This is a genomic window from Acidovorax cavernicola (genome assembly GCF_003581445.1).
On record NZ_QXMN01000020.1, the window covers coordinates 90,141 to 116,738 of the forward strand.

Annotated in this window: 24 protein-coding genes and 1 tRNA gene; 12 read left to right on the forward strand and 13 right to left on the reverse strand. The window is 67.8% G+C overall.

Features of this window, described 5'->3' with window-relative positions; all coding sequences use genetic code 11:
* Nucleotides 1-95 precede the first annotated feature (95 nt).
* From rpsD to D3H34_RS16970, 4 genes are all read left to right on the forward strand, one after another.
* Entirely contained in the window at nt 96-719 is a 624-nt protein-coding gene (rpsD, locus tag D3H34_RS16955) for a 30S ribosomal protein S4 (RefSeq protein WP_056576976.1), read from the forward strand.
* A 142-nt stretch (nt 720-861) separates the two neighbouring features.
* Nucleotides 862-1,851, forward strand: a complete 990-nt coding sequence (locus D3H34_RS16960) for a DNA-directed RNA polymerase subunit alpha (protein WP_056576973.1) — start codon at nt 862-864, stop codon at nt 1,849-1,851.
* 95 nt (nt 1,852-1,946) lie between these two features.
* The gene (gene rplQ, locus D3H34_RS16965; RefSeq protein ID WP_119555014.1) at nt 1,947-2,345 is read left to right on the forward strand and encodes a 50S ribosomal protein L17; all 399 of its coding nucleotides are present in this window, start codon (nt 1,947-1,949) and stop codon (nt 2,343-2,345) included.
* Nucleotides 2,346-2,363: 18 nt separating this feature from the next.
* Nucleotides 2,364-2,440 (forward strand) — tRNA-Met (locus tag D3H34_RS16970).
* Nucleotides 2,441-2,618: 178 nt separating this feature from the next.
* Here the strand turns inward: D3H34_RS16970 and D3H34_RS16975 are convergent.
* The 6 genes from D3H34_RS16975 to D3H34_RS17000 are packed head-to-tail and all read right to left on the reverse strand — an operon-like array spanning nt 2,619 to nt 9,562.
* Nucleotides 2,619-3,017, reverse strand: a complete 399-nt coding sequence (locus D3H34_RS16975; protein WP_119555016.1) for a RidA family protein — start codon at nt 3,015-3,017, stop codon at nt 2,619-2,621.
* Complete coding sequence (locus tag D3H34_RS16980) at nt 3,014-4,642, reverse strand: AMP-binding protein (protein ID WP_119555018.1); 1,629 nt, start codon at nt 4,640-4,642, stop codon at nt 3,014-3,016. The genes D3H34_RS16975 and D3H34_RS16980 overlap by 4 nt, the downstream gene beginning before the upstream one ends.
* Nucleotides 4,643-4,646: 4 nt before the next feature.
* Nucleotides 4,647-5,840: an acyl-CoA dehydrogenase family protein gene (locus D3H34_RS16985; protein ID WP_119555020.1), complete on the reverse strand. Its 1,194-nt coding sequence runs from the start codon at nt 5,838-5,840 to the stop codon at nt 4,647-4,649.
* A gap of 5 nt (nt 5,841-5,845) precedes the next feature.
* Nucleotides 5,846-6,700, reverse strand: coding sequence for an enoyl-CoA hydratase family protein (locus tag D3H34_RS16990; RefSeq protein ID WP_119555022.1), 855 nt, complete (start codon nt 6,698-6,700; stop codon nt 5,846-5,848).
* Nucleotides 6,697-7,176 (reverse strand): MarR family winged helix-turn-helix transcriptional regulator, encoded by a 480-nt coding sequence (locus D3H34_RS16995; protein ID WP_119555024.1) that lies wholly within the window; start codon nt 7,174-7,176, stop codon nt 6,697-6,699. The genes D3H34_RS16990 and D3H34_RS16995 overlap by 4 nt, the downstream gene beginning before the upstream one ends.
* A gap of 1 nt (nt 7,177) precedes the next feature.
* Nucleotides 7,178-9,562: a bifunctional salicylyl-CoA 5-hydroxylase/oxidoreductase gene (locus D3H34_RS17000; protein ID WP_119555026.1), complete on the reverse strand. Its 2,385-nt coding sequence runs from the start codon at nt 9,560-9,562 to the stop codon at nt 7,178-7,180.
* A gap of 116 nt (nt 9,563-9,678) precedes the next feature.
* Between D3H34_RS17000 and D3H34_RS17005 the strand changes: the two genes are divergently transcribed.
* Nucleotides 9,679-10,950 (forward strand): SAM-dependent methyltransferase, encoded by a 1,272-nt coding sequence (locus tag D3H34_RS17005; RefSeq protein WP_119555028.1) that lies wholly within the window; start codon nt 9,679-9,681, stop codon nt 10,948-10,950.
* A gap of 17 nt (nt 10,951-10,967) precedes the next feature.
* A complete protein-coding gene (locus tag D3H34_RS17010; protein ID WP_119555030.1) occupies nt 10,968-11,297 on the forward strand; it encodes a DUF1840 domain-containing protein in 330 nt (109 codons plus the stop codon).
* Between the two features lie 145 nt (nt 11,298-11,442).
* Here the strand turns inward: D3H34_RS17010 and D3H34_RS17020 are convergent, their stop codons facing one another.
* Both D3H34_RS17020 and D3H34_RS17025 read right to left on the reverse strand, forming a co-directional pair.
* Nucleotides 11,443-12,477, reverse strand: a complete 1,035-nt coding sequence (locus D3H34_RS17020; protein WP_119555032.1) for a Bug family tripartite tricarboxylate transporter substrate binding protein — start codon at nt 12,475-12,477, stop codon at nt 11,443-11,445.
* 81 nt (nt 12,478-12,558) lie between these two features.
* Nucleotides 12,559-13,488 carry a LysR family transcriptional regulator gene (locus D3H34_RS17025; RefSeq protein ID WP_119555034.1) on the reverse strand — a complete coding sequence of 310 codons (930 nt, stop codon included), beginning with the start codon at nt 13,486-13,488 and terminating at the stop codon, nt 12,559-12,561.
* A 123-nt stretch (nt 13,489-13,611) separates the two neighbouring features.
* On the opposite strand from D3H34_RS17025, the gene D3H34_RS17030 reads away from it, so the two are divergent.
* A complete protein-coding gene (locus tag D3H34_RS17030) occupies nt 13,612-14,379 on the forward strand; it encodes an SDR family oxidoreductase (protein ID WP_119555069.1) in 768 nt (255 codons plus the stop codon).
* On the opposite strand, the gene D3H34_RS17035 is transcribed toward D3H34_RS17030, so the two are convergent.
* Genes D3H34_RS17035 through D3H34_RS17045 form a run of 3 tightly spaced genes read right to left on the reverse strand, consistent with a single transcriptional unit; the run spans nt 14,367 to nt 16,813 of the window.
* Entirely contained in the window at nt 14,367-14,816 is a 450-nt protein-coding gene (locus D3H34_RS17035) for a MarR family winged helix-turn-helix transcriptional regulator (RefSeq protein ID WP_119555036.1), read from the reverse strand. The two genes, D3H34_RS17030 and D3H34_RS17035, sit on opposite strands and share 13 nt — an antisense overlap.
* A gap of 21 nt (nt 14,817-14,837) precedes the next feature.
* Entirely contained in the window at nt 14,838-15,800 is a 963-nt protein-coding gene (locus D3H34_RS17040) for an alpha-ketoacid dehydrogenase subunit beta (protein ID WP_119555038.1), read from the reverse strand.
* Entirely contained in the window at nt 15,791-16,813 is a 1,023-nt protein-coding gene (locus D3H34_RS17045) for a thiamine pyrophosphate-dependent dehydrogenase E1 component subunit alpha (RefSeq protein WP_119555040.1), read from the reverse strand. Before D3H34_RS17045 ends, D3H34_RS17040 begins: the two co-directional genes overlap by 10 nt.
* Before the next feature lie 520 nt (nt 16,814-17,333).
* Between D3H34_RS17045 and xylF the strand changes: the two genes are divergently transcribed.
* From xylF to D3H34_RS17070, 4 genes are all read left to right on the forward strand, one after another.
* Nucleotides 17,334-18,356, forward strand: coding sequence for a D-xylose ABC transporter substrate-binding protein (gene xylF / locus D3H34_RS17050; RefSeq protein WP_434057697.1), 1,023 nt, complete (start codon nt 17,334-17,336; stop codon nt 18,354-18,356).
* A gap of 132 nt (nt 18,357-18,488) precedes the next feature.
* Nucleotides 18,489-19,679, forward strand: coding sequence for a sugar ABC transporter permease (locus D3H34_RS17055; RefSeq protein ID WP_119555044.1), 1,191 nt, complete (start codon nt 18,489-18,491; stop codon nt 19,677-19,679).
* 1 nt (nt 19,680) lies between these two features.
* Nucleotides 19,681-20,457: an ATP-binding cassette domain-containing protein gene (locus D3H34_RS17060; RefSeq protein ID WP_119555046.1), complete on the forward strand. Its 777-nt coding sequence runs from the start codon at nt 19,681-19,683 to the stop codon at nt 20,455-20,457.
* A 121-nt stretch (nt 20,458-20,578) separates the two neighbouring features.
* A complete protein-coding gene (locus D3H34_RS17070; protein ID WP_119555048.1) occupies nt 20,579-21,733 on the forward strand; it encodes an ROK family transcriptional regulator in 1,155 nt (384 codons plus the stop codon).
* A gap of 10 nt (nt 21,734-21,743) precedes the next feature.
* Here D3H34_RS17070 and D3H34_RS17075 read toward each other — a convergent pair whose 3' ends face one another.
* Complete coding sequence (locus D3H34_RS17075) at nt 21,744-23,012, reverse strand: helix-turn-helix domain-containing protein (protein ID WP_119555050.1); 1,269 nt, start codon at nt 23,010-23,012, stop codon at nt 21,744-21,746.
* Nucleotides 23,013-23,155: 143 nt separating this feature from the next.
* On the opposite strand from D3H34_RS17075, the gene D3H34_RS17080 reads away from it, so the two are divergent.
* Entirely contained in the window at nt 23,156-25,285 is a 2,130-nt protein-coding gene (locus D3H34_RS17080; RefSeq protein WP_119555052.1) for a PQQ-dependent dehydrogenase, methanol/ethanol family, read from the forward strand.
* 63 nt (nt 25,286-25,348) lie between these two features.
* On the opposite strand, the gene D3H34_RS17085 is transcribed toward D3H34_RS17080, so the two are convergent.
* Nucleotides 25,349-26,332 (reverse strand): helix-turn-helix transcriptional regulator, encoded by a 984-nt coding sequence (locus D3H34_RS17085; protein WP_119555054.1) that lies wholly within the window; start codon nt 26,330-26,332, stop codon nt 25,349-25,351.
* Between the last annotated feature and the right edge of the window lie 266 nt (nt 26,333-26,598).

Consider the following 26,598-nt stretch of genomic DNA (forward strand, 5'->3'; position numbering starts at 1 on the left):
GCTGCGCATTTGTTTTTTCACTAAGCCCACCGCCATCGGCACCTCCGCCGACGGCTCCCGCAGGCAACTGCGGCAGATGACACCAAGGAAATACCGTGGCACGTTACCTCGGCCCCAAGGCCAAACTTTCCCGCCGTGAAGGCACCGACCTGTTCCTGAAGAGCGCCCGCCGTTCGATCCAGGACAAGGCCAAGTTCGACTCCAAGCCCGGCCAGCACGGTCGCACCTCGGGTCAGCGCACCTCCGACTACGGTCTGCAGCTGCGTGAGAAGCAGAAGGTCAAGCGCATGTACGGCGTGCTCGAGAAGCAATTCCGCCGCTACTTCGAAGAAGCCGATCGCCGCCGTGGCAACACCGGCGCCAACCTGCTGTTCATCCTCGAGTCGCGCCTGGACAACGTGGTCTATCGCATGGGCTTCGGCTCGACGCGCGCCGAAGCACGCCAGCTCGTGTCGCACAAGGCGATCACCGTGAACGGCCAGTCGGTCAACATCCCGTCGTACCTGGTCAAGACCGGTGACGTGATCGCCGTGCGCGAAAAGTCGAAGAAGCAGAACCGCATTGTCGAAGCGCTGCAACTCGCCCAACAAGTCGGCATGCCGGCCTGGGTCGATGTGAACGCCGACAAGGCCGAAGGCACCTTCAAGAAGGTCCCGGATCGCGACGAATTCGCAGCCGACATCAACGAATCGCTGATCGTCGAACTGTATTCGCGTTGATTTTCTCTACCCGCCTGCGCGTCCTTGCGCCGGCGGGAGATTGATATTGTTGTTCACGTTCCTGTTCCGCACTCTGTTGCGGATCAGGCGCTTCACCAGCCTTACCGGTGTAACGAGCCGGGGGTATTGAGAGGAAGTCTGCATGCAAACCACCCTGCTGAAACCCAAGACCATCCAGGTCGAGCAACTTGCCGCCAACAAGGCCAAGGTCACGCTCGAGCCTTTCGAGCGCGGCTACGGCCACACGCTCGGCAACGCGCTGCGTCGCGTTCTGCTGTCGTCCATGGTCGGCTACTCGGCCACCGAAGTCACGATCGCTGGCGTTCTGCATGAGTACTCGTCGATCGACGGCGTGCAAGAAGATGTCGTCAACATCCTGCTGAATCTCAAGGGTGTGGTGTTCAAGCTCCACAACCGCGACGAAGTCACGCTGAGCCTGCGCAAGGACGGCGAAGGCCCGGTCCTCGCATCGGACATCCAGACCCCGCACGACGTCGAGATCATCAACCCTGACCACGTGATCGCGCACCTGTCGCAAGGCGGCAAGCTCGACATGCAGATCAAGGTCGAAAAGGGTCGCGGCTACGTGCCCGGCACGATGCGCCGCTATGCGGACGAGCCGACCAAGTCGATCGGCCGTATCGTTCTCGATGCGTCGTTCTCGCCCGTGAAGCGCGTGAGCTACACCGTCGAAAGCGCCCGTGTCGAACAGCGTACCGACCTGGACAAGCTGCTGGTCGAGATCGAAACCAACGGTGCCATCAGCGCCGAAGATGCGGTTCGCGCATCGGCTAAAATTCTGGTTGAACAGCTCGCCGTGTTTGCGCAGCTCGAAGGCGGCGAACTCGCTGCATTCGATGCACCCGCCCCGCGCAGCGCCCAGCAATTCGATCCGATCCTGCTGCGCCCTGTCGACGAACTCGAACTGACGGTGCGTTCGGCCAACTGCCTGAAGGCCGAAAACATCTACTACATCGGTGATCTGATCCAGCGCACCGAGAACGAACTGCTCAAGACCCCGAACCTGGGTCGCAAGTCGCTCAACGAAATCAAGGAAGTGCTCGCCTCGCGCGGTCTCACCCTTGGCATGAAGCTCGAAAGCTGGCCGCCGGCTGGTCTCGACAAGCGTTGATTTGAATTTTTGAAAAATCGGCCCCCTGAAAAGGGCCAGTGCACCGGACAGTACCTGATACGGCTGTCTGTTTTTATAAAGTAAAGGAAAGCACCATGCGTCACGGACACGGACTCCGCAAACTCAACCGCACCAGCTCGCACCGCCTCGCGATGCTGCAGAACATGATGAACTCGCTCATCGAGCACGAAGTCATCAAGACCACGGTCCCCAAGGCCAAGGAACTGCGCCGCGTCATCGAGCCGATGATCACCCTGGCCAAGAAGCCCACGCTCGCCAACAAGCGCCTGGCTTTCGACCGCCTGCGTAACCGCGACGCCGTCGTGAAGCTCTTCGGCGAACTCGGCCCGCGTTTCGCAGCGCGTCCGGGCGGCTACACCCGCATCCTGAAGATGGGCTTCCGCGTGGGCGACAACGCCCCGATGGCGCTCGTCGAGCTGGTCGACCGTGCTGAAATTAAAGATGCAGCCGCCGAGCAAAACGCTGCTGAATAAGCTATAATTTAAGTCTGCCGCGCGATGGAGCAGCCTGGTAGCTCGTTGGGCTCATAACCCAAAGGTCGCAAGTTCAAATCTTGCTCGCGCAACCAAATTAAAGGCCCTTTGAGAAATCAAAGGGCCTTTTTCTTTGGCCAAATTCTTTTGGTAATTTCCGGTCGAAATTCGATCAAGAAAAAGCCCTCGCGAAGAGGGCTTTTCCGTTTCTGGGCCGGCCTCGCAAGAGACCGGCTCGAGACCGTGCGCAGCAGTAGCGCGTGAGGAGCCGGATCAGTCCGGAATGACCGCCGTCACCTCGATCTCCACCTTCGCACGGTGCTCCACCAGCGCCGCGACCTGCACGCAGGTCATCGCCGGGAAGTTGCGGCCCAGTGCGTCGCGGTAGACCGGGCCGAGCTCGGACAGGCGACGGCTGTATTCGTCGCGGTCCGTCACGTACCAGGTCATGCGCACCATGTGTTCAGGGGCAGCACCGGCTTCGCGCAGCACCTCGGCGATGTTGCGCAGCGCCTGGCCGCACTGGTCGATAAAGTCGTCGGACTCGAATTGCTGCTGGGCATTCCAGCCGATCTGGCCGCCGACGAACACTTGCGTGCCGCGCGCGGCGATGCCGTTTGCATAGCCCTTCGGGGGCAACCAGCCCGGGGGCTGAATGATCTTGTTCGTCATGATGGTGTCTCGCTGTTGAGTTGTCTCAATTTGAAGCGCTGGAGTTTGCCGGTTTCGGTGCGCGGCAGCGCCGTCACGAACTCGATCTCCCGCGGGTACTTGAAGGGGGCGATGGTGGCTTTCACGTGGTCCTGGAGGGCCTTCACCATCGCGGCGTCGCCGGTGTTGCCGGGCTTGAGCACGCAGAAGGCCTTCACGATCATGCCGCGGTCGGTGTCAGGCTTGCCGATCACGCCGCACTCGGCCACGGCCGGGTGCTTGAGCAGCGCGTCCTCGACCTCCGGGCCGCCGACGTTGTAGCCGGCGGTGATGATCATGTCGTCCGCACGCGCCTGGTAGAAGAAGTAGCCGTCGTCGTCCTGCACGAAGGAATCGCCGGGGTAGTTCCAGCCGTTCTTCACGTAGGCCGCCTGGCGCGGATCGTCGAGGTAGCGGCAGCCGACCGGCCCTTGCAGGGCGAGCTTGCCGACCGTGCCGCGCGGCACTTCGTTGCCGTCGTCGTCGACCACCTTGGCCGTGAAGCCTGGCACGGCCTTGCCGACGGCACCGCGGCGCACGTCGTCGCCGGCGGCCGAGATGTAGATGTGGAACACCTCGGTGCCGCCGATGCCGTCGAGCATCTCGATGCCGGTGGTCTCCTTCCAGAGTTGGCGCGTGGCGTCGGGAAGCGCCTCGCCTGCGCTCACGCAGATGCGCAGGCTCGGCGCCCCGTGCTGCCGGACGAAGGGCGCCATCTGGCGATAGAAGGTGGGCGCGGTGTAGCAGATGGTCGCGCCGACCTCGTTGATGAGCTTCACGAGCGCCTCGGGCGAGAACGCTCCCTCGGGAAAGTACACCGACGCGCCGGCCCACATCGGGAAGATCAGCAGGCCGCCGAGCCCGAAGGTGAAGGCCAGCGGCGGTGTGCCGACCACGATGTCGTCGCTGCGCGCGCGCAGCACGTGGCGTGGCCAGGTCTGGCACATGGCGACGACGTCGCGATGCGTGGTGACGGGCGCCTTGGGCTTGCCCGTGGTGCCTGAGGTGAACGCGAGCAGCGCGATGTCGTCGGCCGCCGTGGGGCAGGCCCGGAACACGCCGCTCTTGCCTGCGGCGCGCGCCGACAGCGAATCGGGTGCGTCGGGCTGGTTGAAGGCGATCACCGTCGCGAGCACGGGGTGCGCCTGTTGTGCCGTCACCAGCTCTTCGAGCAGGCGGCCTTCGCACAGCGCGGCCACAGGCTGCGATTTCTCGATGATCTCGCCCAGCTCCTTGGCGCGCAGCAGCGGCATCGTCGCCACGGCGATCAGTCCGGCCTTGACCACGGCGAGCCACGACAGCGCCATCCACACCGAGTTGCCGCCGCGCAGCAGCACGCGGTTGCCGGGCACCAGCCCGAGATCCTCGATGAGCACCTGGGCGATGCGGTTCACCTCGACGCCCGCCTGGGCGTAGGTGAGCACGCCGGCGGGCGAGCGCAGCATCGGCTTGTCGCCGAAGCCCTTGGCGACCGCCTTGTCCAGCAGCTCCTCGACCAGGTTCAGCTGGTCGGGAAACTGCAGCTCGGGCAGGTCGTAGCGAAAGACCGGCAGCTGCTCGGGTGGCGGCAGGCGGTCGTGAACGAAGCGATCGACTTGGGCAGACACGGTTTCACCCCCGCAGAACGGATTTGCCGATGATCAGTTGCTGGACTTCCGTCGCGCCTTCGTAGATGCGCAGCGAGCGGATGTCCCGGTACAGGCTTTCGATCTTGGTGCCGACCTTCACGCCGAGGCCGCCGTGCATCTGCAGCGCCATGTCGATCACGCGGCTCGCGTTTTCGGTGGCGCACATCTTGGCCATGGCGGCGGCAGCCGACACGTCGCCGACCGCCGGGGCACCACGGCGCTCGGCGTCGTCGCGCATCCAGGCGGCGCGATAGGTCAGCAGCGCGGCGCTGTCGATCAGCGCGGCCATCTCGCCGAGCTTGGCCTGCGTGAGCTGGAAGTCGGCGAGCGTCTGGCCGAACATGCGGCGGCCCTTGGCGTGCGCGATGGCTTCGGCGAGCGCGCGACGGCCCATGCCGAGCGCGGCCGCGGCGACCGATGCGCGGAAGATGTCGAGCGTGCGCATGGCGAGCTTGAAGCCACCGTTCAGCGTGCCCAGCTGCGCTGTGCGCGGCACGATGCAGTTGTCGAAGCGCAAGGTGGCCAGCGGGTGCGGCGCCATCACGTCGATGTGCGCAGAGGTGTCGAGCCCCGGCGTCGTCGCGTCGACGATGAACACAGTGATGCCGCGCGTGCCGGCCGTGGGATCGGTCTTCGCGAACACGCAGTAGAAGTCGGCGATGCCGCCGTTGCTGATCCAGGTCTTCTCGCCGTTCAGACGCCAGCCGTCGGCGGTGGGCTCGGCGCGCATCGCCATGGCTGCGACGTCGGAGCCGGCCTCGGGTTCGCTGAGCGCGAAGGCCGCGATCTTCGCGCCCTTGCCGACGGCCGTGAGGTACTGCGACTGCTGCTCGGGCGTGCCGTCGAGCGTGATCGCGCCGCTGCCCAGGCCCTGCATCGCAAACGCGAAGTCGGCCAGTGGCGAGTGGTAGCCGAGCGTTTCGCGCAGCAGCACGAGTGCGCGCGAATCGAGGCGCTCCAGCGCGCCGCCGGCACTGCCGGGCACGGCATAGCGCAGCCAGCCGCCGTCACCGAGGCGGCGCACCCATTCGCGGCAGGCGGCGCGGTCGTCGCGCTCGTCGATCTCCTGGGCGGCGCACCAGGCCAGCAGGTCGTTGGCGAGCGCGCGGTGCGCGTCGTCGAAGAACGGCAGCGCGAGGTGCGCGGTCGAAGGTGGGGCGGGGATCTTGGTCATCATGCGCGTCAATCTCCGCCGAACACCGGCTTGCGTTTGGCCGCGAAGGCCTCGTAGGCGCGCTTGAAGTCCTCGGTCTGCATGCAGATGGCTTGTGCCTGCGCTTCGGCCTCGATGGCCTGGTCGATGGTCATCGACCATTCCTGCGACAGCATCGTCTTGGTCATGCCGTGCGCGAAGCTCGGGCCTTCGGCCAGGTCGCGCGCGACCTTGGTGGCGGCGTCGAGCAGCGAGGCGCTGTCGTGCAGGCCGTTGAAGAAGCCCCAGGCCTGGCCTTCTTCGGCGGTCATGGCGCGGCCGGTGAACAGCAGCTCCGAAGCGCGGCCCTGGCCGATGACGCGGGGCAGCAGCGCGCAGGCGCCCATGTCGGCGCCGGCCAGGCCCACGCGGGTGAACAGGAACGCGGTGCGCGTGGCGGGCGTGCCGTAGCGCAGGTCGCAGGCCAGCGCGATCATCGCGCCGGCACCGGCGCACACGCCGTCGATTGCGCCGACGATGGGCTGCGGGCAGTTGCGAATGGCTTTGACGAGGTCGCCCGTCATGCGCGTGAACTCGAGCAGCTCCGGCATGCGCATGCCGGTCAGCGGGCCGATGATCTCGTGCACGTCGCCGCCCGAGCAGAAGTTGCCGCCCGCGCCGGTGACGACGATGACCTTCACGTCGGTCGCGTAGGTCAGCGCGCGGAACAGGTCGCGCAGCTCGGCGTACGAGTCGAAGGTGAGCGGGTTCTTGCGCTCGGGGCGGTTCAGCGTGATGGTGCCGACGCCGGCTTCGTAGCGCCAGGCAAAGTGCTCGGCCTGGTAGTCGGCCTTGGGTTCGAATTGCGCGCGCATGGGATTGCTTGCGCCGATGTAGTGCTTCATGCGGTCTCCGCCAATTGGCTGCTGTGTGAATGTTGCTTGACCTTGCCGAGCAGCTTGTGAAGCTGCGCGATCTCCTTGGGGTTGAGGCTCGAGAAAGCCTCGACGATCCAGTCTTCGTGCTGCTGCGCCATCTCGTGGAAGAGCTTGCGCCCGCGCGGCGTGAGGCGCACGCGCCAGGCGCGACGGTCGCCTTCGACGTTGATGCGCTCCACCAGCCCTTCGGTCACGAGTTGGTCGGTGATGCCGGTGACGTTGCCGCCCGTGACCATCATGCGGCGCGAGAGCTCGTTCATCTTCAGCCCGTCGGGCGAGCGTTCGAGCTGCGACATGAGATCGAAGCGCGGCAGCGTGGTGGCGAACTGCGCACGCAATCCGTTGCGCACCTGCTTTTCCACCAGCTGCGTGCAGGTGAGCATGCGCAGCCAGAGGCGCAGCTCCTCCGGGTGCTCGCTGTGGGCGCGTGCTTCGAGGTCCATGTCAGTGTGTCTCTTCGGTGTCGGGCGCACGGCCTGCGGCGGCGGTGGCCGCGGCGATCTGCTGCTGCTTCGCGATCTCGCGATACATCTGGTCGCGGCCGCTCAGGTATTGCTTGGGCCAGTCGACGTCGCGGCTTTGCAGCTTGGCGGCTTCGTGCAGCGTCCAGGCCGGATCGGCCAGGTGCGGGCGTGCCACGGCGCACAGGTCGGCGCGGCCGGCCGCGATGATGCTGTTGGCCTGGTCGGCGTCGGTGATGGCACCCACCGCGATGGTCGAGATGCCGACTTCGTTGCGGATGCGGTCGGCGAACGGCGTCTGGTACATGCGGCCGTAGACGGGCTTGGCGTCGCGCGTGGTCTGGCCCGACGACACGTCGATGAAGTCTGCGCCGGCGTCCTTGAACAGGCGCGCGATCACGATCGCGTCGGCGTCGGTGTTGCCGCCGGGTGCCCAGTCGTGCGCCGAGATGCGCACGCTCATCGGCTTGTCGGTCGGCCACACGGCGCGCATGGCGCGGAACACTTCGAGCGGATAGCGGCAGCGCGCCTCGATGTCGCCGCCGTACTCGTCGGTGCGCTGGTTGGTGAGCGGGCTGATGAAGGCCGACAGCAGGTAGCCGTGCGCGCAGTGCAGTTCGAGCCAGTCGAAGCCGCATTCGATGGCGCGGCGCGTCGAGTCGACGAACTGGTCGCGCAGCGTGTCCATCTCGGCGCGCGTGATCGCGGCCGGCAGCTGGTTCTGTTCGCCGTAGGGCAGGGCGCTCGCAGCGAGCAGCGGCCAGTTGCCGCTTTCCAGCGGCTCGTCGGTGCCTTCCCAGCCCACGCGCGTCGAGCCCTTGGGGCCGCTGTGGCCGATCTGGATCGCGATCTTCGCGCTCGACTGCGTGTGCACGAAGTCGACGATGCGCTTGAACGCAGCCTGCTGCGTGTCGTTGTACAGGCCCGTGCAGGCCGGCGTGATGCGACCTTCGGGCGTCGGGCTCGTCATTTCGACGCACACCATCGCGGCGCCGCCGAGTGCGCGCGCACCCAGGTGCACCAGCAGGAAGTCCTGCGGCACGCCATCGACCGCACTGTAGGTGGCCATCGGCGAGACCACGATGCGGTTCTTGAGTTCGAGGCTGCGCACCTTCAGCGGCATCAGCATCGGCGCCATCGCCTTGCCGCCCGCGAGCCATTGCTCGTAGCCGCCGAGCCATTGCGTGTCGCGCACGCGCAGGTTCTCGTGGCTGATGCGCTGCGAGCGCGTGAGCAGCGAGTAGGCGAACTGCTCGATCTTCATGCCCGTGTAGCGCGGCACGTTCTCGAACCATTCGGTGGAGTTGCGCGCGGCGTTCTGGATCTTCAGCACCTCGACGCTGCGGCGTGCTTCATAGCCTTCGAGCACGTGGTCGACGGTGCCGCCTTGCGCGAACTCGTTGGCCAGGTCGATCGCATCTTCGAGTGCGAGCTTGGTGCCCGAACCGATCGAGAAGTGCGCCGTGTGCGCAGCGTCGCCCATGAGCACGACGGGCACCGAGCGGCCTTCGACATCGATGCGGTGCGTCCAGCGCTCGCACACCACGCGCGGAAAGCGGATCCAGTTGGCCGAGCCCCGCAGGTGCGTGGCGTTGCTGATGAGCGAGTGGCCGCCGAGGTACTTGGCGAACAGCTTCTCGCAGAAGGCGATGGCTTCCGGCTGCTCCATCTGGTCGAGGCCGTGGGCCTTCCACACGGCTTCGGGCGTCTCGACGATGAAGGTCGAAGTCTTGTCGTCGAACTGGTAGGCGTGCGCCTGGAACCAGCCGTGCTCGGTCTGTTCGAAGGCGAAGGTGAAGGCGTCGAAGGTCTGGTGCGTGCCCAGCCACACGAAGCGGCAGTTGCGCAGGTCGACGTCGGGCTTGAACACGTCGGCGTAGCGCTGGCGGATGCGGCTGTTGAGGCCGTCGCTGGCAATGACGAGGTCGGCCTTGTACTGCGCGGCAATCGCCTGGTCGTCGGTGGCGTCGGTTTCGAACACCAGCTCCACGCCGAGTTCGAGGCAGCGCTCCTGCAGGATGTTCAGCAGGCGCTTGCGGCCGATGCCGCAGAAGCCGTGGCCGCCCGAGCGCACCTGGCGGTCCTTGAAGAAGACCTGGATGTCGTCCCAGTGGTGGAACTCGTTGCCGATGAGCGCGGCGGTGGGGGCGTCGGCCGCGCGCAGGTTGCCCAGCGTCTGGTCGCTGAGCACCACGCCCCAGCCGAAGGTGTCGAAGGGGCGGTTGCGTTCGACCACGGTGATCTGCAGCGCGGGGTTGCGGGCCTTCATCAGCAGGGCGAAATACAGGCCGGCCGGACCCCCACCGATGCACAGGATGCGCTGGAGGTCCGAGGCGGGCGCGAGGCGGGGGGAGGTCAAGCTGTTCATGGTTGAATAGTTTAGGCATAAACGATTTGTTGTCAACGAGGGTTCTCTGCAGGGCCTGCGGACCCTGCGGCGCGCGATGTCATGCAAATCCTTGGAAAAATCAATACCATGGCCCCATGCAACACTTGATACCCAAGATCGAGTCGCAGCTGGCCTCGCTGCCCGTGCCCATCGCACTGGAGTTGCCCGACGGGCGCCGGGTCGCCCAGGCGGGTTCCCGCGTGACGCTGGCCTTCAAGGAGTGGTCGGTGCTGGCCAAGCTGGCCGGCCGGCAGGTCGGGGCCATCGGCGAGGCCTACGTCGAGGGCAAGGTGCAGATCGAGGGCGCCATGCGCGACCTGATCGATGCCACCGTCGGCCTGTTGCCCGGCAACCCGGCCGAGACCGACACCAGCTGGTGGAGCCGCCTGCAGCACCGTGCCAAGTCGCGCGGTTCGCACTCGCTGCGCAAGGACGCCGCGCAGATCGAGTTCCACTACGACGTCTCCGACGATTTCTACGCGCTGTGGCTCGACCCGCGCCGCGTCTATTCATGCGCCTACTTCCGCACGCCCGACCTCACGCTGGCGCAGGCGCAGGAAGCCAAGCTCGACCACATCTGCCGCAAGCTCATGCTGAAGCCCGGCGAGCGCTACCTCGACGTCGGTTCCGGCTGGGGCGCGCTGCTGCTGTGGGCGGCCGAGCACTACGGCGTGGACGCCACCGGCATCACGCTGTCGAAGAACCAGCACGCGCACGTGCAGCGGCTCATCGAGGAAAAAGGTTTGCAGGGCCGCGTGCGCGTGGAGCTGCGCGACTACCGCGATGTGCCCGAAGACCAGCCCTTCGACAAGATCTCGTCGGTGGGCATGTTCGAGCACGTGGGGGCGGCCAACATGCCCACCTACTTCCGCAAGATCCACGCGCTGCTCAAGCCGGGCGGGCTGGTGCTCAACCACGGCATCACCTCGGGCGAGCTGAACTACCGCCAGCTTGGCGCGGGCATGGGCGACTTCATCGAGAAGTACATCTTCCCGGGCGGCGAGCTGCTGCACGTGACGCACGTGCTGCGCGAGACCGCGGCGGCCGGGCTGGAGATGGTCGACACCGAGAGCCTGCGCCCGCACTACGCGCGCACGCTGTGGGCGTGGTCCGATGCGCTCGAGGCGCAGCTCGACACCGCACGCGAGGTGCTGAGCCAGGGCAGCGGCCGCCAGGGCGAAAACGCCGAGCGCATTCTTCGCGCCTACCGGCTGTACCTCGCGGGTTCGGCGATGAGTTTCGAGCAGGGGTGGATCTCGCTGCACCAGATGCTGTCGACAAAACCTGACGGCGATGTAGGGCGCGCAGGGGTCTTGCGCGGCGCGCAATCGGTGTACCCTTTTGCCCGTGACTACATCTACAAATAAGTGAGGACACCGACACCATGCTCTACCGCTTCAAATCCCGGGCTGCTCCTGATTTCGTGATGCTCGAAACGCACGCGCGCCAGTTGCTCGACATCGTTGGCAAGCCGGCTGCGCCGCAGGGCATCATCACGGTCGAGCAGATCCCCGGCGCCATCGCCGCCCTCGAAGCTGCGCTCGCACGCGAGGACAGCAAACCCGCCCCGCACAATCACGACGATCACGCCGTCGAGGGCCACGACGCCGAGGCGGAGAACCAGCATGTCGGCCTCCACCAGCGCGCCACGCCGCTGCTTCACATGCTCAAGGACTCGCAAGCCGAGAGCAAGGACGTAACCTGGGGCACCTGAGCCCCCACTCCTTCCCAGTCGCCTCTTCTCTTTTCGAGAAACACCGAGGAACCGGCTCCGCCGGGCCTCAGGTGTTGCCCCCGGAAGGGGGTTGGCGTAGCGACACGAAGTGCGCGAAGCCTGGGGGAGAGCCAATCCTTTGGGGTTAGTCCACTTTCGCGCCGGATTCTTTGACCACCTTCGCCCACTTCACATGCTCGCTCGCAATGAGCTTCGTGAAGTCCGCCGGCGAATTGCCGCTCGGGATCGCACCCTGGGCCAGCATTTTTTCCTTGATGGCCGGCGTGCCCAGCGACTTCGCCACTTCCTGCTGGATGCGGTTCACGATCTCGGGCGACGTGCCGGCCGGTGCCAGCAGCCCGAACCATGAACTCGCCTCATAGCCCTTGAGCGAGGGGCCGCCGGCTTCCTCCACCGTCGGAACGTCGGGCAGCGCGGGCGAGCGCTGCGCGCTGGTCACGGCCAGCGGCGTGAGCTTGCCGCCCTTGATCTGCGCCATCGACGAAGGCAGGTTGTCGAACATCACCTCGGCGTTGCCGCCCACGAGGTCCAGCAGCGCCGGGCCCGATCCCTTGTACGGGATGTGCGTCATGAAGGTGCCCGTCATGCTCTTGAACAGCTCACCCGCCAGGTGGATCGAGGTGCCGCTGCCGCTGGAGGCCATGTTCAGCTTGCCGGGGTTGGCCTTGGCGTACTTGATGAAGTCCTGCACGTTGCGGATGTTCAGCGCCTTGGCCTTCTCGGCGTTCATTTCCATCACGTTCGGCACGGCGGCCACCAGCGTGACCGGCGCGAAGTCCTTGATCGGGTCGAAGGGCAGCTTCGGGTACAGCGCGCGGTTGATGCCGTGCGTGCCCACCGTGCCCATCAGCAGCGTGTAGCCGTCGTTGGGCGAGCGCGCGACGATCTCAGCGCCCACGTTGCCGCCGGCGCCCGCGCGGTTGTCCACGATGAACTGCTGGCCGAAGGCTTTCGAGAGCTCGGGCGCCACGGCGCGCGCCAGGATGTCGGTGGTGCCGCCGGCGGCGAAAGGCACGACGATGCGCACCGGCTTGGTCGGCCAGGTGGCCTGCGCGTGTGCGGTGCCGCCCAGCAAGGCGAGGGTGGCCGCCGCGGTGGCGGCCAGCGCGAGGCGACGGGTGCGGGACCGGGGGGCGATGGAGTGGGAGATGGAAGTCATGCGCGTTTGTACAGGCGGGCGTGACGGGCGTCGCGAGTAAAAACCCCGGGCCGTTCGGGGCCGTTGAGGGGGCGATGTGGCTCAGTCCACCTGCATCCGCTGTGCGAAGCGCGCCTCGCGAAAGCGCGCCAGCACGAAGTCGACGAACACCCGCGTCTTCGGCGGCAGCAGCTTCTTGCTCGGGTAGTAGATCCACACGGCGCCCGAATCCTGGTGCCACTCGGGCAGCAGCCGCACCAGCGCGCCGCTGCGCAGGCCGCGTTCCACGAAGGGCATCGGCAGCATGGCCACGCCGAGCCCCAGCAGCGCCGCCTGCGCGATCGCCTCGGGGTCGTTGAAGATCGCGCGCGGGCGCTGCGGCAGGTCGACCATCGTTTCGTCGCCGCTCGCGTGCCGCAGCGTCCACGGGCGCAGCCGGCCCGTGGGCGAGGAGCGGCGCAGCAGCACGTCGAACCCCGCCAGTTCGGCCGGATGCACAGGCAGCGCGCGCCCCGCCAGATAGGCTGGCGCCGCCACCGCGACCACATGGATGCGCGCCAGCTCGCGCGCCACCACGCCGGGCGACAGCGCAATGCCGCCGCCGATGGCTGCGTCGAAGCCTTCGCCGATCAGGTCCACCTGCTGGTTGTCGAAATGCCAGTCGGGCACGATGCCCGGATAGCGCGCCAGGAAGTCGCCCATGAACGGCAGCACATGCTCGCGCCCGAAGGCCTGGCCCATGCTCACTTTGAGCGTGCCCGAGGGTTGGCCGTCGTCCTGCGCGAGGCCGGCCACCGCCTCCTGCAGCGTGGCCAGGGCGCCGCCGACCTGCGCCAGGAAGCGCTCACCGGCCTCGGTCAGCGTGAGCCGGCGCGTGCTGCGCTGGAACAGCCGAACGCCCAGTCGCGCCTCGAGCCGCGCCACGTTCTTGCTGACCGCCGCGGGCGTCAGCCCCAGGCGGCGCGCGGCGGCCGAGAAGCTGCCGCCTTCGGCGCTCTGCACGAAGGATTCGAGGTGATTGAGCGGTTCCATGCCGCGATTCTGGCGCGCATCTTCAACCTTGGGTTGAATCTGATGGGGCTGATTGATGACTACCGCAAAGGGAATGGAATTCCGACACTGAAGGCCTTCCTCCTCCAACTGATCGGAAAAATCATGGCTTCCACCTCTGTTTCTTCTTCCCCCGTGCTGGCCGGCAAGGTCGCCTTCGTCACCGGCGGCTCGCGCGGCATCGGCGCCGCCATCGTGCGCCGGCTGGCGCGCGACGGCGCGGTCGTGGCCTTCACCTACGTCAGCGCACAGGCCGAGGCCGATAAGCTCGCCGGCGAGATCCAGTCCGCCGGCGGCCGCGCGCTGGCCATCCGCGCCGATGCCGGCGACGCCGCCGCACTGACGGCCGCCATTGCCCAGGCCGCGCGCGCCTTCGAGCGGCTCGACATCCTGGTGAACAACGCGGGCGTGTACCTCGGTGGCGAGCTCGACAGCTTCTCGCTCGCGGACTTCGACCGCACCATCGACGTCAACGTGCGCGCCACCTTCGTGGCCGTCCAGGCCGCCGCGCGCCACATGGGCGATGGCACGGGTCGCATCGTCAACATCGGCAGCATCAACGCCGAGCGCGTGCTGGACGCGGGCGCCAGCGTCTACGCGATGAGCAAGGCCGCCATCGTCGGCCTCACGCGCGGCCTTGCGCGCGACCTCGGCCCGCGCGGCATCACGGTGAACAACGTGCAGCCCGGCCCCGTCGACACCGCCATGAACCCCGCCACCGGCCCGCGCGCGGCGTCGATGCACGACGTGATGGTGCTGCCGCGCCACGGCCGCGCCGAGGAAATCGCCGGCATGGTCGCCTACCTCGTGGGCCCGGACGGCGGCTTCGTCACCGGCGCCAACCTGAGCGTGGACGGCGGCTACACGGTCTGATCGGCGGCGCCGTGGTCGGGCGCGCGTTCGACGGCGCGGATCAGCGTGTCGAGCGTGGCGCTCAGGCGGGCGAGTTCGTCGGCATCGACGCCCGCGAACAGCTCGGCCTCGCGCTGCCGGCCGAGCGCACCGACCGTCGCATGCAGCGCCTTGCCGGCAGCCGTGAGGTACAGCCGGCTGCAGCGTTGGTCGGTCGGGTCGCCGCGGCGCTGCACGCGCTGGTGGCGTTTCAGGCCCGCGAGCGCGCGGCTCACGGCCATCTTGTCGAGGCCGGTCAGATCAGCCACCTGCGTCGCGGTGAGCCCCGGCTGCGTGGCGAGCACCGCCATCGCCCGCCACTCGTTCAGCGTGAGCTGGTGCTCCCGACCCACGCGCTCATGAAACGGCCGCGCCGTCAGGTTGACCACCCGCACCAGCTTGAAGAAGAGCGGGTCCATGGCCGTTGGCGTCCTTGCGCGTCAGCCTGCCAGCTTCTTCGCCGCCGCCACGATCGCGTCGACGCTCACGCGCGATTGCGCCTCCAGCACCGGCGCGTAGCCGACCGGAATGCGCGGGGCGCCCAGCCGCGCGACGCGGCAGCCCGTGGCCTCGGCCGCGCTCGCGGCGATCTCGGCGCCGAAGCCCGCGGCCTGCACCGCTTCGTGCACCACCAGCAGCCGCCCCGTGCGCGCGCACGACGACAGCACCGTCTCGCGGTCCCAGGGCCACAGCGTGCGCAGGTCGATCAGGTCGACTGCGATGCCTTCGGCTGCCAGCGTCTCGCAGGCGGCGGCGCAGGACTGCATCTGCCTGCTCCAGCTCACGAGGGTGAGCGCGTTGCCCTCGCGCACGCGCGCCGCCTTGCCCAGCGGCACGGCCAGTGCGTCGTCGACTTCGCCGCGCACGCCCCACAGCGTCTTGTGCTCGATGTAGACCACCGGGTCGCCGCACTGCAGCGCGGCGCGCAGCAGGCCGTGGTTGTCCTGCGGCGTCGACGGGCTCACCACCACCACGCCCGGCAGGTGCGCGAACCAGGCTTCGAGCGATTGCGAATGCTGCGCCGCCGAGGCGTCCCAGATGCCGCCCGGCATGCGCGCCACCAGCGGCACGCGGCCCTGGCCGCCGAACATGAAGCGGTTCTTCGCCGCCTGGTTCACCAGCTCGTCCATGCCGCACAGCGCGAAGTCGACCACGCGCATCTCGACCACCGGACGCAGCCCCGCGAGCGCCATGCCCACGCCGGCGCCCATGATCGCGGCCTCGCTGATCGGCGTGTCGATCACGCGCCCGGCGCCGTACTGCTGCTGCAGCCCCTTGTACTGGCCGAAGATGCCGCCGCGGCCCACGTCTTCGCCGAGCACGACCACGCGCGGGTCGGCGTCCATCTCCTGCTGCAGCGCGCGCACGGCGGCTTCGGAATAACTCAGCGTCGTCACAGCCATTGGCCTGCTCCCGTGGTCTGCACGTCGGTGAAGGCGGCGCTGGCCTCGGGCCAGGGCGCCGCATCGGCCACGGCGAGGGCGGTGTCCACCTCGTCGCGCGCGGCGTTCTCGATGGCGTCGAGCGTCGCGGCGGCCACGCCGATGTCCAGCAGGTGGCCGCGGGCGCGCGCGATCGGGTCGGTCTCCAGCGCGGCCGCCAGTTCGGCCGGGTCGCGGTAGGCCGCGAGGTCGACCGACACGTGGCCCTTCACGCGGTACGTCAGCGCGTGCAGCAGGCGCGGCCCCGCGCCGCTGCGCACCTCGGCCACCAGGCCGGCGGCGGCCTCGTGCACCGCGAACACGTCGTTGCCATCGACCTGCGTGGCCGCGATGTCCATCGACGCGGCGCGCGCCGAGGCGCCGTCGCCCGCCGTCATCGGGCCGCTCGCGGTGGTCGCGCTCCAGCGGTTGTCCTCGCAGACGAAGAGCACGGGCAGGTCGTACACGCGCGCCCAGTTCAGCGCTTCGAGAAAGGGGCCGCGATTGATCGCGCCGTCGCCGAAAAAGCAGACCGTGATGCCGTCGCCTTGCTTCAAGAGCTTCTGCGCATGCGCCGCCCCCACTGCGATCGGCAAGCCGGCCGCGACCACGCCGTTGGCACCGAGCATGCCGACCGAGAAGTCCGCGATGTGCATCGAGCCGCCCTTGCCGCCGTTGAAGCCCGTGGCCTTGCCGAACAGCTCGCACATCATCCGCGTGAGGTCCGCGCCCTTGGCCAGCGTGTGGCCGTGGCCGCGGTGCGTGGAGGTGAGGTAGTCGCTCGCGCGCAGATGGGCGCACACGCCGGCCGGCACGGCCTCCTGCCCGGTCGACAGGTGCAGCGGCCCGCGCACCTTGGCGGCGCCGCCCGCCTGCTGGCCGTAGGCGCTGACGCCGCCCTGGCTGGCCGTCTCGGCAGCGTTCTCGAAGGCACGGATGCGCACCATGACGCGATACAGCGCCTCGCCGGCGCCAGTGGGGTTGCTCGGGTCCATCTTGTCTCCAGCGCCCTGAGGATGGTCGCTTTGAGAAAAATCGTATCAAGCGAGACGGAATCGACGTACCGGGCTAACCCTCCGCCCCTCGCTGCGCCTCCTTTTCGGACGCAGGCTCATCGCTCTCTTCTCTATTTATTCTTCTTATTTAAGTTAGTAGTAGTAGATAAGGGTAAACCCCTGCTGTGGACAGTGCGCTTTTTCCCTTGCCTGACAACAACTTGTCACACCCGAACCACTGTGTGCTCCTGTGCTTTCGTGGTGCTATCAAAAAAGGAACAACTCGGGCCCGGTCGCTGCCGCTGTGGATAACAGGGGGCTTGTCCGGAAACTGTCCCCAGAGTTTTCCATTTGTATCGGCTTGAATGGAGAGCCGCTTGGCCGTCGCCATCCGCCTGCGGGAATTCCCGGGTGCCCATCACCCAGAGGGGATGGGATAGTTAGTTCGCCACTCAAACTAACTACCCGGCGCGCGAGCCCCAAGCCCGGCAAACCACCCAGAGGAGAGACACCCATGCAACTGATGACGAAACACACCCTCGCCGCCATGGCCTTCGGCCTCTCGGCCGTGGGCGCGATGGCGCAGACCGTGGTCGGCGTGAGCTGGTCCAATTTCCAGGAGGAGCGCTGGAAGACCGACGAGGCCGCGATCAAGGCGCAGCTGGAGAAGCTGGGCGCGAAGTACATCAGCGCCGACGCGGGTGGCTCGCCCGAGAAGCAGCTGGGCGACATCGAGGGTCTGATGTCCAAGGGCGCGAAGGCGTTGATCGTGCTGGCGATGGACAAGGACGCGATCCTGCCCGCCGTCACGAAGGCCACGCGGCAGAAGGTGCCGGTGGTGGCGTACGACCGTCTGATCGAAGCGCCGGGCGTGTTCTACATCACCTTCGACAACGTCGAGGTCGGTCGCATGGAGGCGCGCGAGGTCTTCAAGGTCAAGCCCAAGGGCAACTACGTGATCATCAAGGGCTCGCCGAGCGACCCGAACGCCGACTTCCTGCGTGCGGGCCAGCAGGAGGTGCTCGATGCTGCCGTGAAGAAGGGCGACATCAAGATCGTCGGCGACGAGTACACCGAGGGCTGGAAGCCCGAGGTGGCGCAGAAGAACATGGAGCAGATCCTCACCAAGGTCGGCGGCAAGGTCGATGCGGTGGTGGCGGCCAACGACGGCACGGCGGGCGGTGCGGTGGCGGCGCTCACGGCCAAGGGCCTGCGCGGCATTCCGGTGTCGGGCCAGGATGCGGACTTCGCCGCGCTCAACCGCATCGCACTCGGCACGCAGACCGCCACGATCTGGAAGGACTCGCGCGAGCTCGGGCGCGAAGCCGCCACGGCTGCCGTCGCGCTCGCGGCAGGCAAGCCGGTCGACAAGGCCGCGCCGTGGGCCGGCGGCGCGAAGAAGCTCTCGCTGTCCTCGCGCCTGCTGACGCCGGTGCCGATCACGCGCGACAACCTCGACGTGATCGTCAAGGCCGGCTGGATCAAGAAGGACGAGCTCTGCAAGGGCGTCTCGGGCGCGAACGCGCCCGCGGCCTGCAAGTAACGCAGCAACCACGGCGCACCGACCTCTCGCCGTCGGGTGCGCCTCTCCAATCCCGCAACACAGCTTCCGACAGGCCCGCAAGGACCTGCCGCTGGGCGGTTGCGCACCCGCAGTCCTGAAGGGGTTTGAAAAATGAGCGATCCAACACCCGGCTGGTGGCGCCGCACCGGCATCGACCTGCGCCTGATCCTGATGTGCGTGCTGCTGGCCGTGATGGCGGTGGCGTTCAGCGTGATGTCGGGCGGCGTGTTCCTCTCGCCCGAGAACCTCTACAACGTCGCGCAGCAGACGGCGGTGGTCGGCATCGTCTCCACCGTGATGGTGCTGATCATCGTGGCGCGCCATATCGACCTGTCGGTGGGTTCGGTGATGGGTTTCGTCGGCGTGCTCATCGCCTACCTGCAGTACACCTCGGGCTGGTCGTGGCCCACGGCCTGCCTTGCGGGGCTCGCGGTGGCGCTGCTGGTGTCGATCTACCAGGGTTGGCTCACGGCGGTGCTGGGCGTGCCGTCGTTCGTGGTCACGCTGGGTGGGCTGATGTCGTTCCGCGGTGCGGCCTTCCTGGTGGCCGACGGCAAGACGCAGCCGGTGAACGACGAGTTCTTCCAGCGCCTGGGCGGCGGCTATGACGGCGGCATCGGCGCCACGGCGAGCTGGGTGCTCGCGGGGCTGGTGGCGCTGGCGCTGTTCGGGCGCATGGTGCAAAAGCGCCGCGCGCGCCAGCGCTACGACATGCCGACCGAGGCGCTGTGGCTCGACGTGCTGCTCACGGCGGTGCCGGTGGCGGTGGTGGTCGGCTTTGCATGGGTGATGAACAGCTACCAGATCTCGTCCAAGAGCGAGCCGCAAGGCATCCCGATCCCGGTGCTGATCTGGGCGGCGGTGGCGATCGTGCTGTCGTTCATCGTGCACCGCACGCGCTTCGGGCGCTATGTGTTCGCGATGGGCGGCAACCCCGACGCGGCGGCGCTGGTGGGCATTCCGGTCAAGCGCGTCACGCTGATGCTGTTCGCGCTGCTGGCGGTGCTGGTGACGGTGGCGGCCATCGTGTCGATCGCGCGGCTCAACGCGGGCACGAACTCGCTGGGAACGGGCATGGAGCTGTACGTGATTGCAGCCGCAGTCATCGGCGGCACGGCGCTGGCGGGCGGCAGCGGCTCGATCTTCGGCTCGGTGCTGGGCGCGCTGATCATGCAGTCGCTCGACAGCGGCATGCTGCTGCTGGACGTGCCGATCGGCAAGCGCATGGTGATCATCGGCCAGGTGCTGATCGTCGCGGTGGTGTTCGACGTGCTGTACCGCCGCAAGTTCGGGGAGAACTGACATGGCCGACATCGACAAGACGAAACCCCTCGTCGAGCTGCGCGAGATCCGCAAGGCCTTCGGCGGCGTGAAGGCCGTGGACGGCGTGAGCATCAACCTCTACCCCGGCGAAGTGGTCGCGCTGCTGGGTCACAACGGCGCGGGCAAGTCCACGTTGATGAAGATGCTCGCGGGCGCTTACCCGATCGACTCGGGCGACACGCTCATCGCGGGCGAGAAGGTGCACATCCGAACGCCCGCCGAAGCGCAGGCGCAGGGCATCGAGACCATCTACCAGACGCTCGCGCTGGCCGACAACCTCGACTCGGTGGCGAACCTCTTCCTGGGCCGCGAGAAGATGACGGCGTGGAACACGCTGGACGACCACTTCATGGAAGTGCAGGCGCGCAAGGTGTTCCAGCGCCTGAACAAGAACTTCACCAACATCCGCATCCCGGTGCGGCGCCTGTCGGGCGGTCAGCGGCAGGTGGTGGCGATCTCGCGCGCGCTGTACTTCAACGCGCGCATCCTCATCATGGACGAGCCCTGCGCCGCGCTCGGCCCTGAAGAAACCGCGATGGTCGGGCGGCTCGTGAAACAGCTGAAGGACGACGGCGTCGGCATCTTCCTCATCACGCACGACATGCCCGACGTGTTCTCGCTGAGCGACCGGCTCGCAGTGATGAAGAACGGCAAGCTCGTGGGCACCTACCGCACGGCCGATGTCACCGAGGACGAGGTGCTCGGAATGATCATTGCCGGCAAGCGGCCCGAGGGAAAAGAACAGGCTCACAGGTGATGGTGGGCGCGCGATCCATTCGGGAAACACCGCGGAACCGGCTTTGCCGGGCCGCTGGTGTTGCCCCCTGCAAGGGGGTTGGCGAAGCGACACGAAGTGCGCGAAGCCTGGGGGTGTGCCTGTGACCACCATCGGCGATCAGCAGCTGCTCAAGCGCATGAACCGCAGCGTGCTGCTGCGGCTGCTGCGCGCGCAGCCGGACCTGTCGCGCGCGCGGCTCGCCAGTGAAAGCGGGCTCACCAAGTCGACCGTGAGCCTGCTGGTGCGCGAGCTGCTCGACGAGAGCTGGCTGAGCGAGTCGGGCGCGGCCGTGGCCGACGGGCTGGGGCGGCCCTCGACGCCGCTGCGCATCAACGTCGATGTGCGCGCGCTGATGGGCGTGGAGATCGCCGTCGACACCGTGCGCCTTGTCTGCGTGTCGCTGCAGGGCGATGTGCTGCATGCCGACACCCGGCCGCTCGACGACGGCGAACCCGCACGCGTGTGCGCGCAGGTCGCGCGCATGGCGACGGCGGCCCATGCCTTCCTGGATTCGCGCGGCCTGCGCCTGTCGGGCCTGGGTGTGTGCGTGCCCGGTGCGGTGGACGACTGCACGGGCGTCGTTCGCTTCGCACCCAACCTCGGCTGGCGCAACGTGAGCCTGCTGCCGCTGCTTGAAAAGGCCTTGGCCCAGGCTGGCCTGCCGGGCGTCACCGTGCAGCTGCAGAACGATGCCGATGCCGCCGCGCTCGGCGAGTACGAGTTCGCGGCGGGCGAAGGCGAAGACCCACTCATCTTCGTCAACTGCGACGTGGGCGTGGGCGCGGGCGTGGTGCTGAACGACCGCCTCTTCACCGGCGCGCAGGGCATGGCCGGCGAGATCGGCCACACCATCCTCCAGCTCGACGGGCCGTTGTGCTCGTGCGGCCGGCGTGGTTGCGCCGAGGCCTTCTTCGGCTCGCGCGTGCTGGCGCGCGAAGGCGCGGACATGGCGCGCGCCGCTGCGTTCTTCGGCGTACTGCTGCAGAACCTGTGGGTCACCTTCAACCCACGTGCGATCGTGTTGGGGGGCAAGGTGTGTGCCGAGCATCCGGCGTTCGCGCAGGCCGCGTTCGAGGGTGTGAAGGGCCACGCGGAGCGCGCCGGCATGCCCGCGCCGGAACTGCGCACCGCGCGCTATGAAGCGCTGGCGCCGGCGGTGGGCGCGGCGGCGCTCGCGCTGCACGATTACCTGCGACCGCTTCAGCCGGATGCGAAGGCGCGCCGCGCCCGCGCACTGGCGCGCGCCGGCGCCTGAACCGTCGCCGTCAGTCCGACGGGGGTGTCGCGCCGAGGTCGTCGTCCTGCCAGCCGCGCAGCCGCCGGTACAGCGTGCCGCGCGACACGCGCAGTTGCCGCGCCGCCTGCGACACGTTGCCGCCGTGCGCGGCGAGCGTGTCCTCGATCAGCTTGCGGCTGTGCTCGCGCAGCGTTTCCGTGGGCGGTGTGGGGCCGGTGTCGCTGACAGCGGGTGATGTCTCGGGCGGTTGCGGCTGCACTTCAAGCGCCACGGGTGCATCGACCCGCGTGTTCGTCATGTCGGGCATCGCCACGGCGTGCCGGAAGTCCGCGCCGTCCGTGCCCTTGAGCTGCGCCTGCATCCACACGCCGAGCCCGCTGGCCAGCCGCAGCGGCTGCGCGGCCTCGCGACGGCCCAGCCGCAGCAGGCTCGCGAGGTCGTGGCCCAGCAGGCATTCGACATCACGGTCGTCGGGTGCTTCGGGCAAGCGCCCCAGCAGCCGCGCGCCGGCGTTGTTGAGCCAGGCGATGGTGCCGTCGGGCGCGATGCCGGCGAGCGCCTCGAGCGGCGTGCCCAGCAGCGTGGGGCTGGCCTGGAAGCGCAGGATGAGGTGGTCGCGCGACTGTGCCTGCAGCAGCCGGTTCTCGATGATGGTGGCGTGCAGCGCCACCATCGAGGCTGCGTCGAAGCCGAAGCGCCGCGCCTCCACCGTGAGGTCGAGCACGCCCGCGAGCTGGCCGCTCACGTCGCGGATCGGCGCCGCGGCGCATTGCATGTGGCACAGCACGTCGTAGTAGTGCTCGGCGCCGTCCACGGTGCAGGCCTGCCCGGTGCTGGCCACGATGCCCGGCGCCGTGGTGCCCACGACGCGCTCGGAGATGTTCACGCCCAGGCGCGCGGTCTGGCGCAGCACGGGCTGGTGCGCGCCGGCAGCCTGGCTCGTGACGTGCACCACCACGCCGTCGCGGTCGGTCAGGATCACGCGGCAGTCGGTGCCCGCGAGCATGTGCTCCATCTGCGCGAGTTCGTGTCGCGCCACGTCCAGCAGTTCGCGGTTGCGCGCGAGCGTGGTGTGCAGCCGGCTGGGCGTGACCGCATCGAACGACACCACGCGCTGCCGGTCGGCATGGGTGCGGCTGCAGCGCATCCACGACTGGATGACCGCCTCGCCGACCAGCCCCGAGGGGCGCACGCCTTCTTCGAAGAACTGCTGCCGCGCCAGCGCCACGCGCTGCGCCGGCGTGCTGGCAAAGAGTTGGCGCGGCGCATCCGCCGTGCCGAGCCTGTCGAGCGCCATGGGGTTGCCGCCTCTCTGGGTTTCCGGGACCTTCTCGAATGTGTTCCGCAATGGAACAAGGCTTGATTGGGGAAATCCCGGGGGTGAAGGCGGCTGCCGTGCGAACGATCCTCGGGGCAGAACGACGAAGGAGACAGACCACGATGAAGACGACAACAAAGCCTCTTTCCGGGCGGCGCCTGCTTGCGGGCGCCTTGCTGTGCCTGGGCCTCTCGGCACCGGCACTGGCCCAGACGGCCGCCAGTCCGCAGGACCGCGCCGGCGCCGCCGTGAAGCGCGTCGACAGCAACTTCGTGCGCGCCAACGCCGCGAAGAAGACGCCCGACTGGCCCAGTTACGGGCTGGACAACGCCGAGACGCGCTTCAGCCGGCTCGACCAGGTCAACACCGGCAACGTGAAGCAGCTCGGGCTGGTCTGGTCGTACAACCTGGAGTCGACGCGCGGCGTGGAAGCCACGCCGCTGGTGGTCGACGGCATCATGTACGTCACGGCCTCGTGGAGCATCGTGCATGCGATCGACACGCGCACCGGGCAGAAGATCTGGACCTTCGATCCGCAGGTCGACCGCACGAAAGGCTTCAGGGGCTGCTGCGACGTGGTCAACCGCGGCGTGGCGCTGTACGACGGCCGCGTCTACGTGGCCGCTTACGACGGCCGGCTGATCGCGCTCGATGCCGCCACCGGCCAGAAGGTCTGGGAAAAGAACACCATCGACGGCCAGAAGGGCAGCTACACCATCACCGGTGCGCCGCGCGTGTTCAAGGGCAAGGTCATCATCGGCAACGGCGGCGCCGAGTACGGCGTGCGCGGCTACGTCACCGCCTACGACGCGAAGACCGGCGACCAGAAATGGCGCTGGTTCGTGGTGCCCGGCGACCCGAGCAAGCCCTTCGAGGACGAGTCGATGGCCAAGGCCGCCAAGACCTGGGACCCGAGCGGCAAGTACTGGGAAGCCGGCGGCGGCGGCACCGCGTGGGACAGCTTCGCCTTCGACCCCGAACTCAACCTGATGTACGTGGGCACCGGCAACGGCTCGCCCTGGGCGCACAAGGCGCGCAGCCCCAAGGGCGGCGACAACCTCTACCTGGGCTCGGTGGTCGCGCTCGACCCCGACACCGGCAAGTACAAGTGGCACTACCAGGAGACGCCCGGCGACAACTGGGACTACACCTCGACCCAGTCGATGATCCTGGCCGACGTGAAGCTCGACGGCAAGGCGCGCAAGGTGCTGCTGCACGCGCCGAAGAACGGCTTCTTCTTCGTCATCGACCGCACCAATGGCAAGTTCATCTCGGCGAAGAACTTCGTCGAGGTCAACTGGGCCACGGGCTACGACAAGAACGGCCGGCCCATCGAGGTGGCCGCTGCGCGCCAGAACGAGAAGCCGGGCGACAGCATCCCGGGGCCGTTCGGTGCGCACAACTGGCACCCGATGTCCTACAACCCGCAGACCGGCCTGGCCTACCTGCCCGCACAGCACGTGCCGATCAACCTGATGGACGACAAGGCCTGGAAGTTCGACGAGAACGCCCCCGGCCGCCCGCATGCGGCGCTCGGCTGGAACCTCGGCAAGTTTGCCAACGTCGAGCCGCCCACGAGCAAGCCTTTCGGCCGCCTCGTGGCCTGGGACCCGGTCAGGCAGAAGGAAGCCTGGGGCGTGGACTACGCCTCGCCATGGAACGGCGGCACGCTGACCACCGCCGGCAACCTCGTGTTCCAGGGCACGGCCGACGGCCGCCTCGTGGCCTACCACGCCAAGACCGGCGAGAAGCTGTGGGAGACGCCCACCGGCACCGGCGTGGTCGCGGCACCCGCGACCTACATGGTGGACGGCAAGCAGTACGTGTCGATCGCGGTGGGCTGGGGCGGCGTGTACGGCCTGGCGCAGCGCGCCACCGAACGGCAGGGCCCGGGCACGGTCTACACCTTCGCGGTGGGCGGCACGGCCAAGATGCCGGCCTTCGTCGAGTACCGCATGGCCAAGCTGGTGCAGGGCGTGAAGTACGACCCCGCCAAGGTCCAGGCCGGCACCATGCTGTACGTGAGCAACTGCGTGTTCTGCCACGGCGTGCCGGGCGTGGACCGCGGCGGCAACATCCCGAACCTGGGCTACCTCGACCCGGCCTACATCGAGAATCTCGACAAGTTCGTGCTCAAGGGCCCGGCCATGTCGCGCGGCATGCCCGACTTCACGGGCAAGCTCTCGGGCGACGACATCGAGAGCATCAAGGCCTTCATCCAGGGCACGGCGGACGCGATCCGGCCGAAGTGAGCCGCACGTAGCTGAAAGCAGAAAAGGCGCCACACGGCGCCTTTTCTTTCTTGAGCATGGCGATCAGCCTGCCAGTCGCAGTTCGTGGATCAGACCGGCCACGTTGCTCACCTGCAGCTTGTCGTAGATCGACTGGATGTGGTTGCGCACCGTGGCCGGCGAGCGGTTCAGGATGGCGGCCACTTCCTTGTGGGTGTCGCCGCGTGCGAGCAACTCTGCAATGGTGTGCTCGCGCGGCGTGAGGCTGTCGGCGCGGCAGCGCGGGCGGCACCGCAGGAACAGAAGGTGCTGCTCCACGCGGTGCGTGACCACGATCTCGCGGCCGTTGAAGCGCGCATGGCCCTGCAGGAAGTGCTGCAGCAGCGCATCGGGCAGCGCCCGGCCGTGCCAGGACGGCCACTCGGCCTTCAGCGTCGCCTCGAACAGCCGGTCGGCGTGGTACAGCACGCCGCGCAGGTCGCCGATGGCCGAACCGCCGGGCGACGCGCCGCCCGCTTCGAGGCGGTCCAGGTGCATCACGCGGTTCATCGCCAGCGCCTGCATCACGTGCGGCGAGAGGCTGGCGAGCAGCTGCCGCTCTTCCTCCGTGCCGTGGGCTTCGGGGTCGGCGCGGAACAGGCTGAGCCAGTGGACGAAGTTCGTCTGCGGGTTCGCATCCGAGCTGATGAAGAAGTTGGCCTGCTCGAAGCGCCGGCCGTAGTCGCGCAGCTCGGCCTGGTCGTCGGCGCAGAACCATGCGTCGGCATTGAAGGCGAGCGTCGACCGCGGCCGCTTGCCGACCTCGAGGGCGGCCGTGTCGATGTGCTTGACCTGCTCGTAGGCCGTGACCATCTCGACCGGCTGGTTGTGCAGGTGGATCGTGTGGATGTCGATGCCGTGGTCGGTGCGGGTGGCGGTACCCCACATCGACGAATCGAAGGGCAGCACGGGCTTGATCAGGTCGAGCGCGGCGTCCTGGAAGGCGTCGATGGGCAGCTCGTGCGAGAGGCGGTACAGCCGCAGCAGGAGTTCGCTGAAATCGTGCGGGACACCGGCCGTGAAGGTCATGCGCCGAGTCTTCCCGCCCCTGCGCCATGTGCCCATCCCATGTTCCGGGGAAGCACCCGGGGCACGTCGGCGCTGTTTCCAGAATGGTGCATTTGCATCATTTGATTTCGAAAAGCGAAAGCTATTGTTTGCAGCGCCCTCGGTTCGCTGCCCAGGCCCTTTCCCTTTTTCAAGAGTCCAACGATGCCTCATCCCACCTCCAGAATCCCTCACGCCCTTTCCCTTGCCACCCTGTTGATCCTCGGCGCCTGCGGCGGCGGAGGGGG

Excerpts from the sequence above, each read along its gene's own strand:
- D3H34_RS17000 (WP_119555026.1), bottom strand. The coding sequence starts at position 9,562 with ATGAACAGCTTGACCTCCCCCCGCCTCGCGCCCGCCTCGGACCTCCAG.
- D3H34_RS17010 (WP_119555030.1), top strand. The coding sequence starts at position 10,968 with ATGCTCTACCGCTTCAAATCCCGGGCTGCTCCTGATTTCGTGATGCTC.
- D3H34_RS17005 (WP_119555028.1), top strand. The coding sequence starts at position 9,679 with ATGCAACACTTGATACCCAAGATCGAGTCGCAGCTGGCCTCGCTGCCC.
- D3H34_RS17025 (WP_119555034.1), bottom strand. The coding sequence starts at position 13,488 with ATGGAACCGCTCAATCACCTCGAATCCTTCGTGCAGAGCGCCGAAGGC.
- D3H34_RS17055 (WP_119555044.1), top strand. The coding sequence starts at position 18,489 with ATGAGCGATCCAACACCCGGCTGGTGGCGCCGCACCGGCATCGACCTG.
- rplQ (WP_119555014.1), top strand. The coding sequence starts at position 1,947 with ATGCGTCACGGACACGGACTCCGCAAACTCAACCGCACCAGCTCGCAC.
- D3H34_RS17040 (WP_119555038.1), bottom strand. The coding sequence starts at position 15,800 with ATGGCTGTGACGACGCTGAGTTATTCCGAAGCCGCCGTGCGCGCGCTG.
- D3H34_RS16960 (WP_056576973.1), top strand. The coding sequence starts at position 862 with ATGCAAACCACCCTGCTGAAACCCAAGACCATCCAGGTCGAGCAACTT.
- D3H34_RS16975 (WP_119555016.1), bottom strand. The coding sequence starts at position 3,017 with ATGACGAACAAGATCATTCAGCCCCCGGGCTGGTTGCCCCCGAAGGGC.
- D3H34_RS17080 (WP_119555052.1), top strand. The coding sequence starts at position 23,156 with ATGAAGACGACAACAAAGCCTCTTTCCGGGCGGCGCCTGCTTGCGGGC.
- D3H34_RS17030 (WP_119555069.1), top strand. The coding sequence starts at position 13,612 with ATGGCTTCCACCTCTGTTTCTTCTTCCCCCGTGCTGGCCGGCAAGGTC.
- D3H34_RS17020 (WP_119555032.1), bottom strand. The coding sequence starts at position 12,477 with ATGACTTCCATCTCCCACTCCATCGCCCCCCGGTCCCGCACCCGTCGC.
- D3H34_RS17035 (WP_119555036.1), bottom strand. The coding sequence starts at position 14,816 with ATGGACCCGCTCTTCTTCAAGCTGGTGCGGGTGGTCAACCTGACGGCG.
- D3H34_RS17045 (WP_119555040.1), bottom strand. The coding sequence starts at position 16,813 with ATGGACCCGAGCAACCCCACTGGCGCCGGCGAGGCGCTGTATCGCGTC.
- D3H34_RS17060 (WP_119555046.1), top strand. The coding sequence starts at position 19,681 with ATGGCCGACATCGACAAGACGAAACCCCTCGTCGAGCTGCGCGAGATC.
- D3H34_RS16985 (WP_119555020.1), bottom strand. The coding sequence starts at position 5,840 with ATGATGACCAAGATCCCCGCCCCACCTTCGACCGCGCACCTCGCGCTG.
- D3H34_RS16995 (WP_119555024.1), bottom strand. The coding sequence starts at position 7,176 with ATGGACCTCGAAGCACGCGCCCACAGCGAGCACCCGGAGGAGCTGCGC.
- D3H34_RS17085 (WP_119555054.1), bottom strand. The coding sequence starts at position 26,332 with ATGACCTTCACGGCCGGTGTCCCGCACGATTTCAGCGAACTCCTGCTG.
- D3H34_RS16990 (WP_119555022.1), bottom strand. The coding sequence starts at position 6,700 with ATGAAGCACTACATCGGCGCAAGCAATCCCATGCGCGCGCAATTCGAA.
- D3H34_RS17075 (WP_119555050.1), bottom strand. The coding sequence starts at position 23,012 with ATGGCGCTCGACAGGCTCGGCACGGCGGATGCGCCGCGCCAACTCTTT.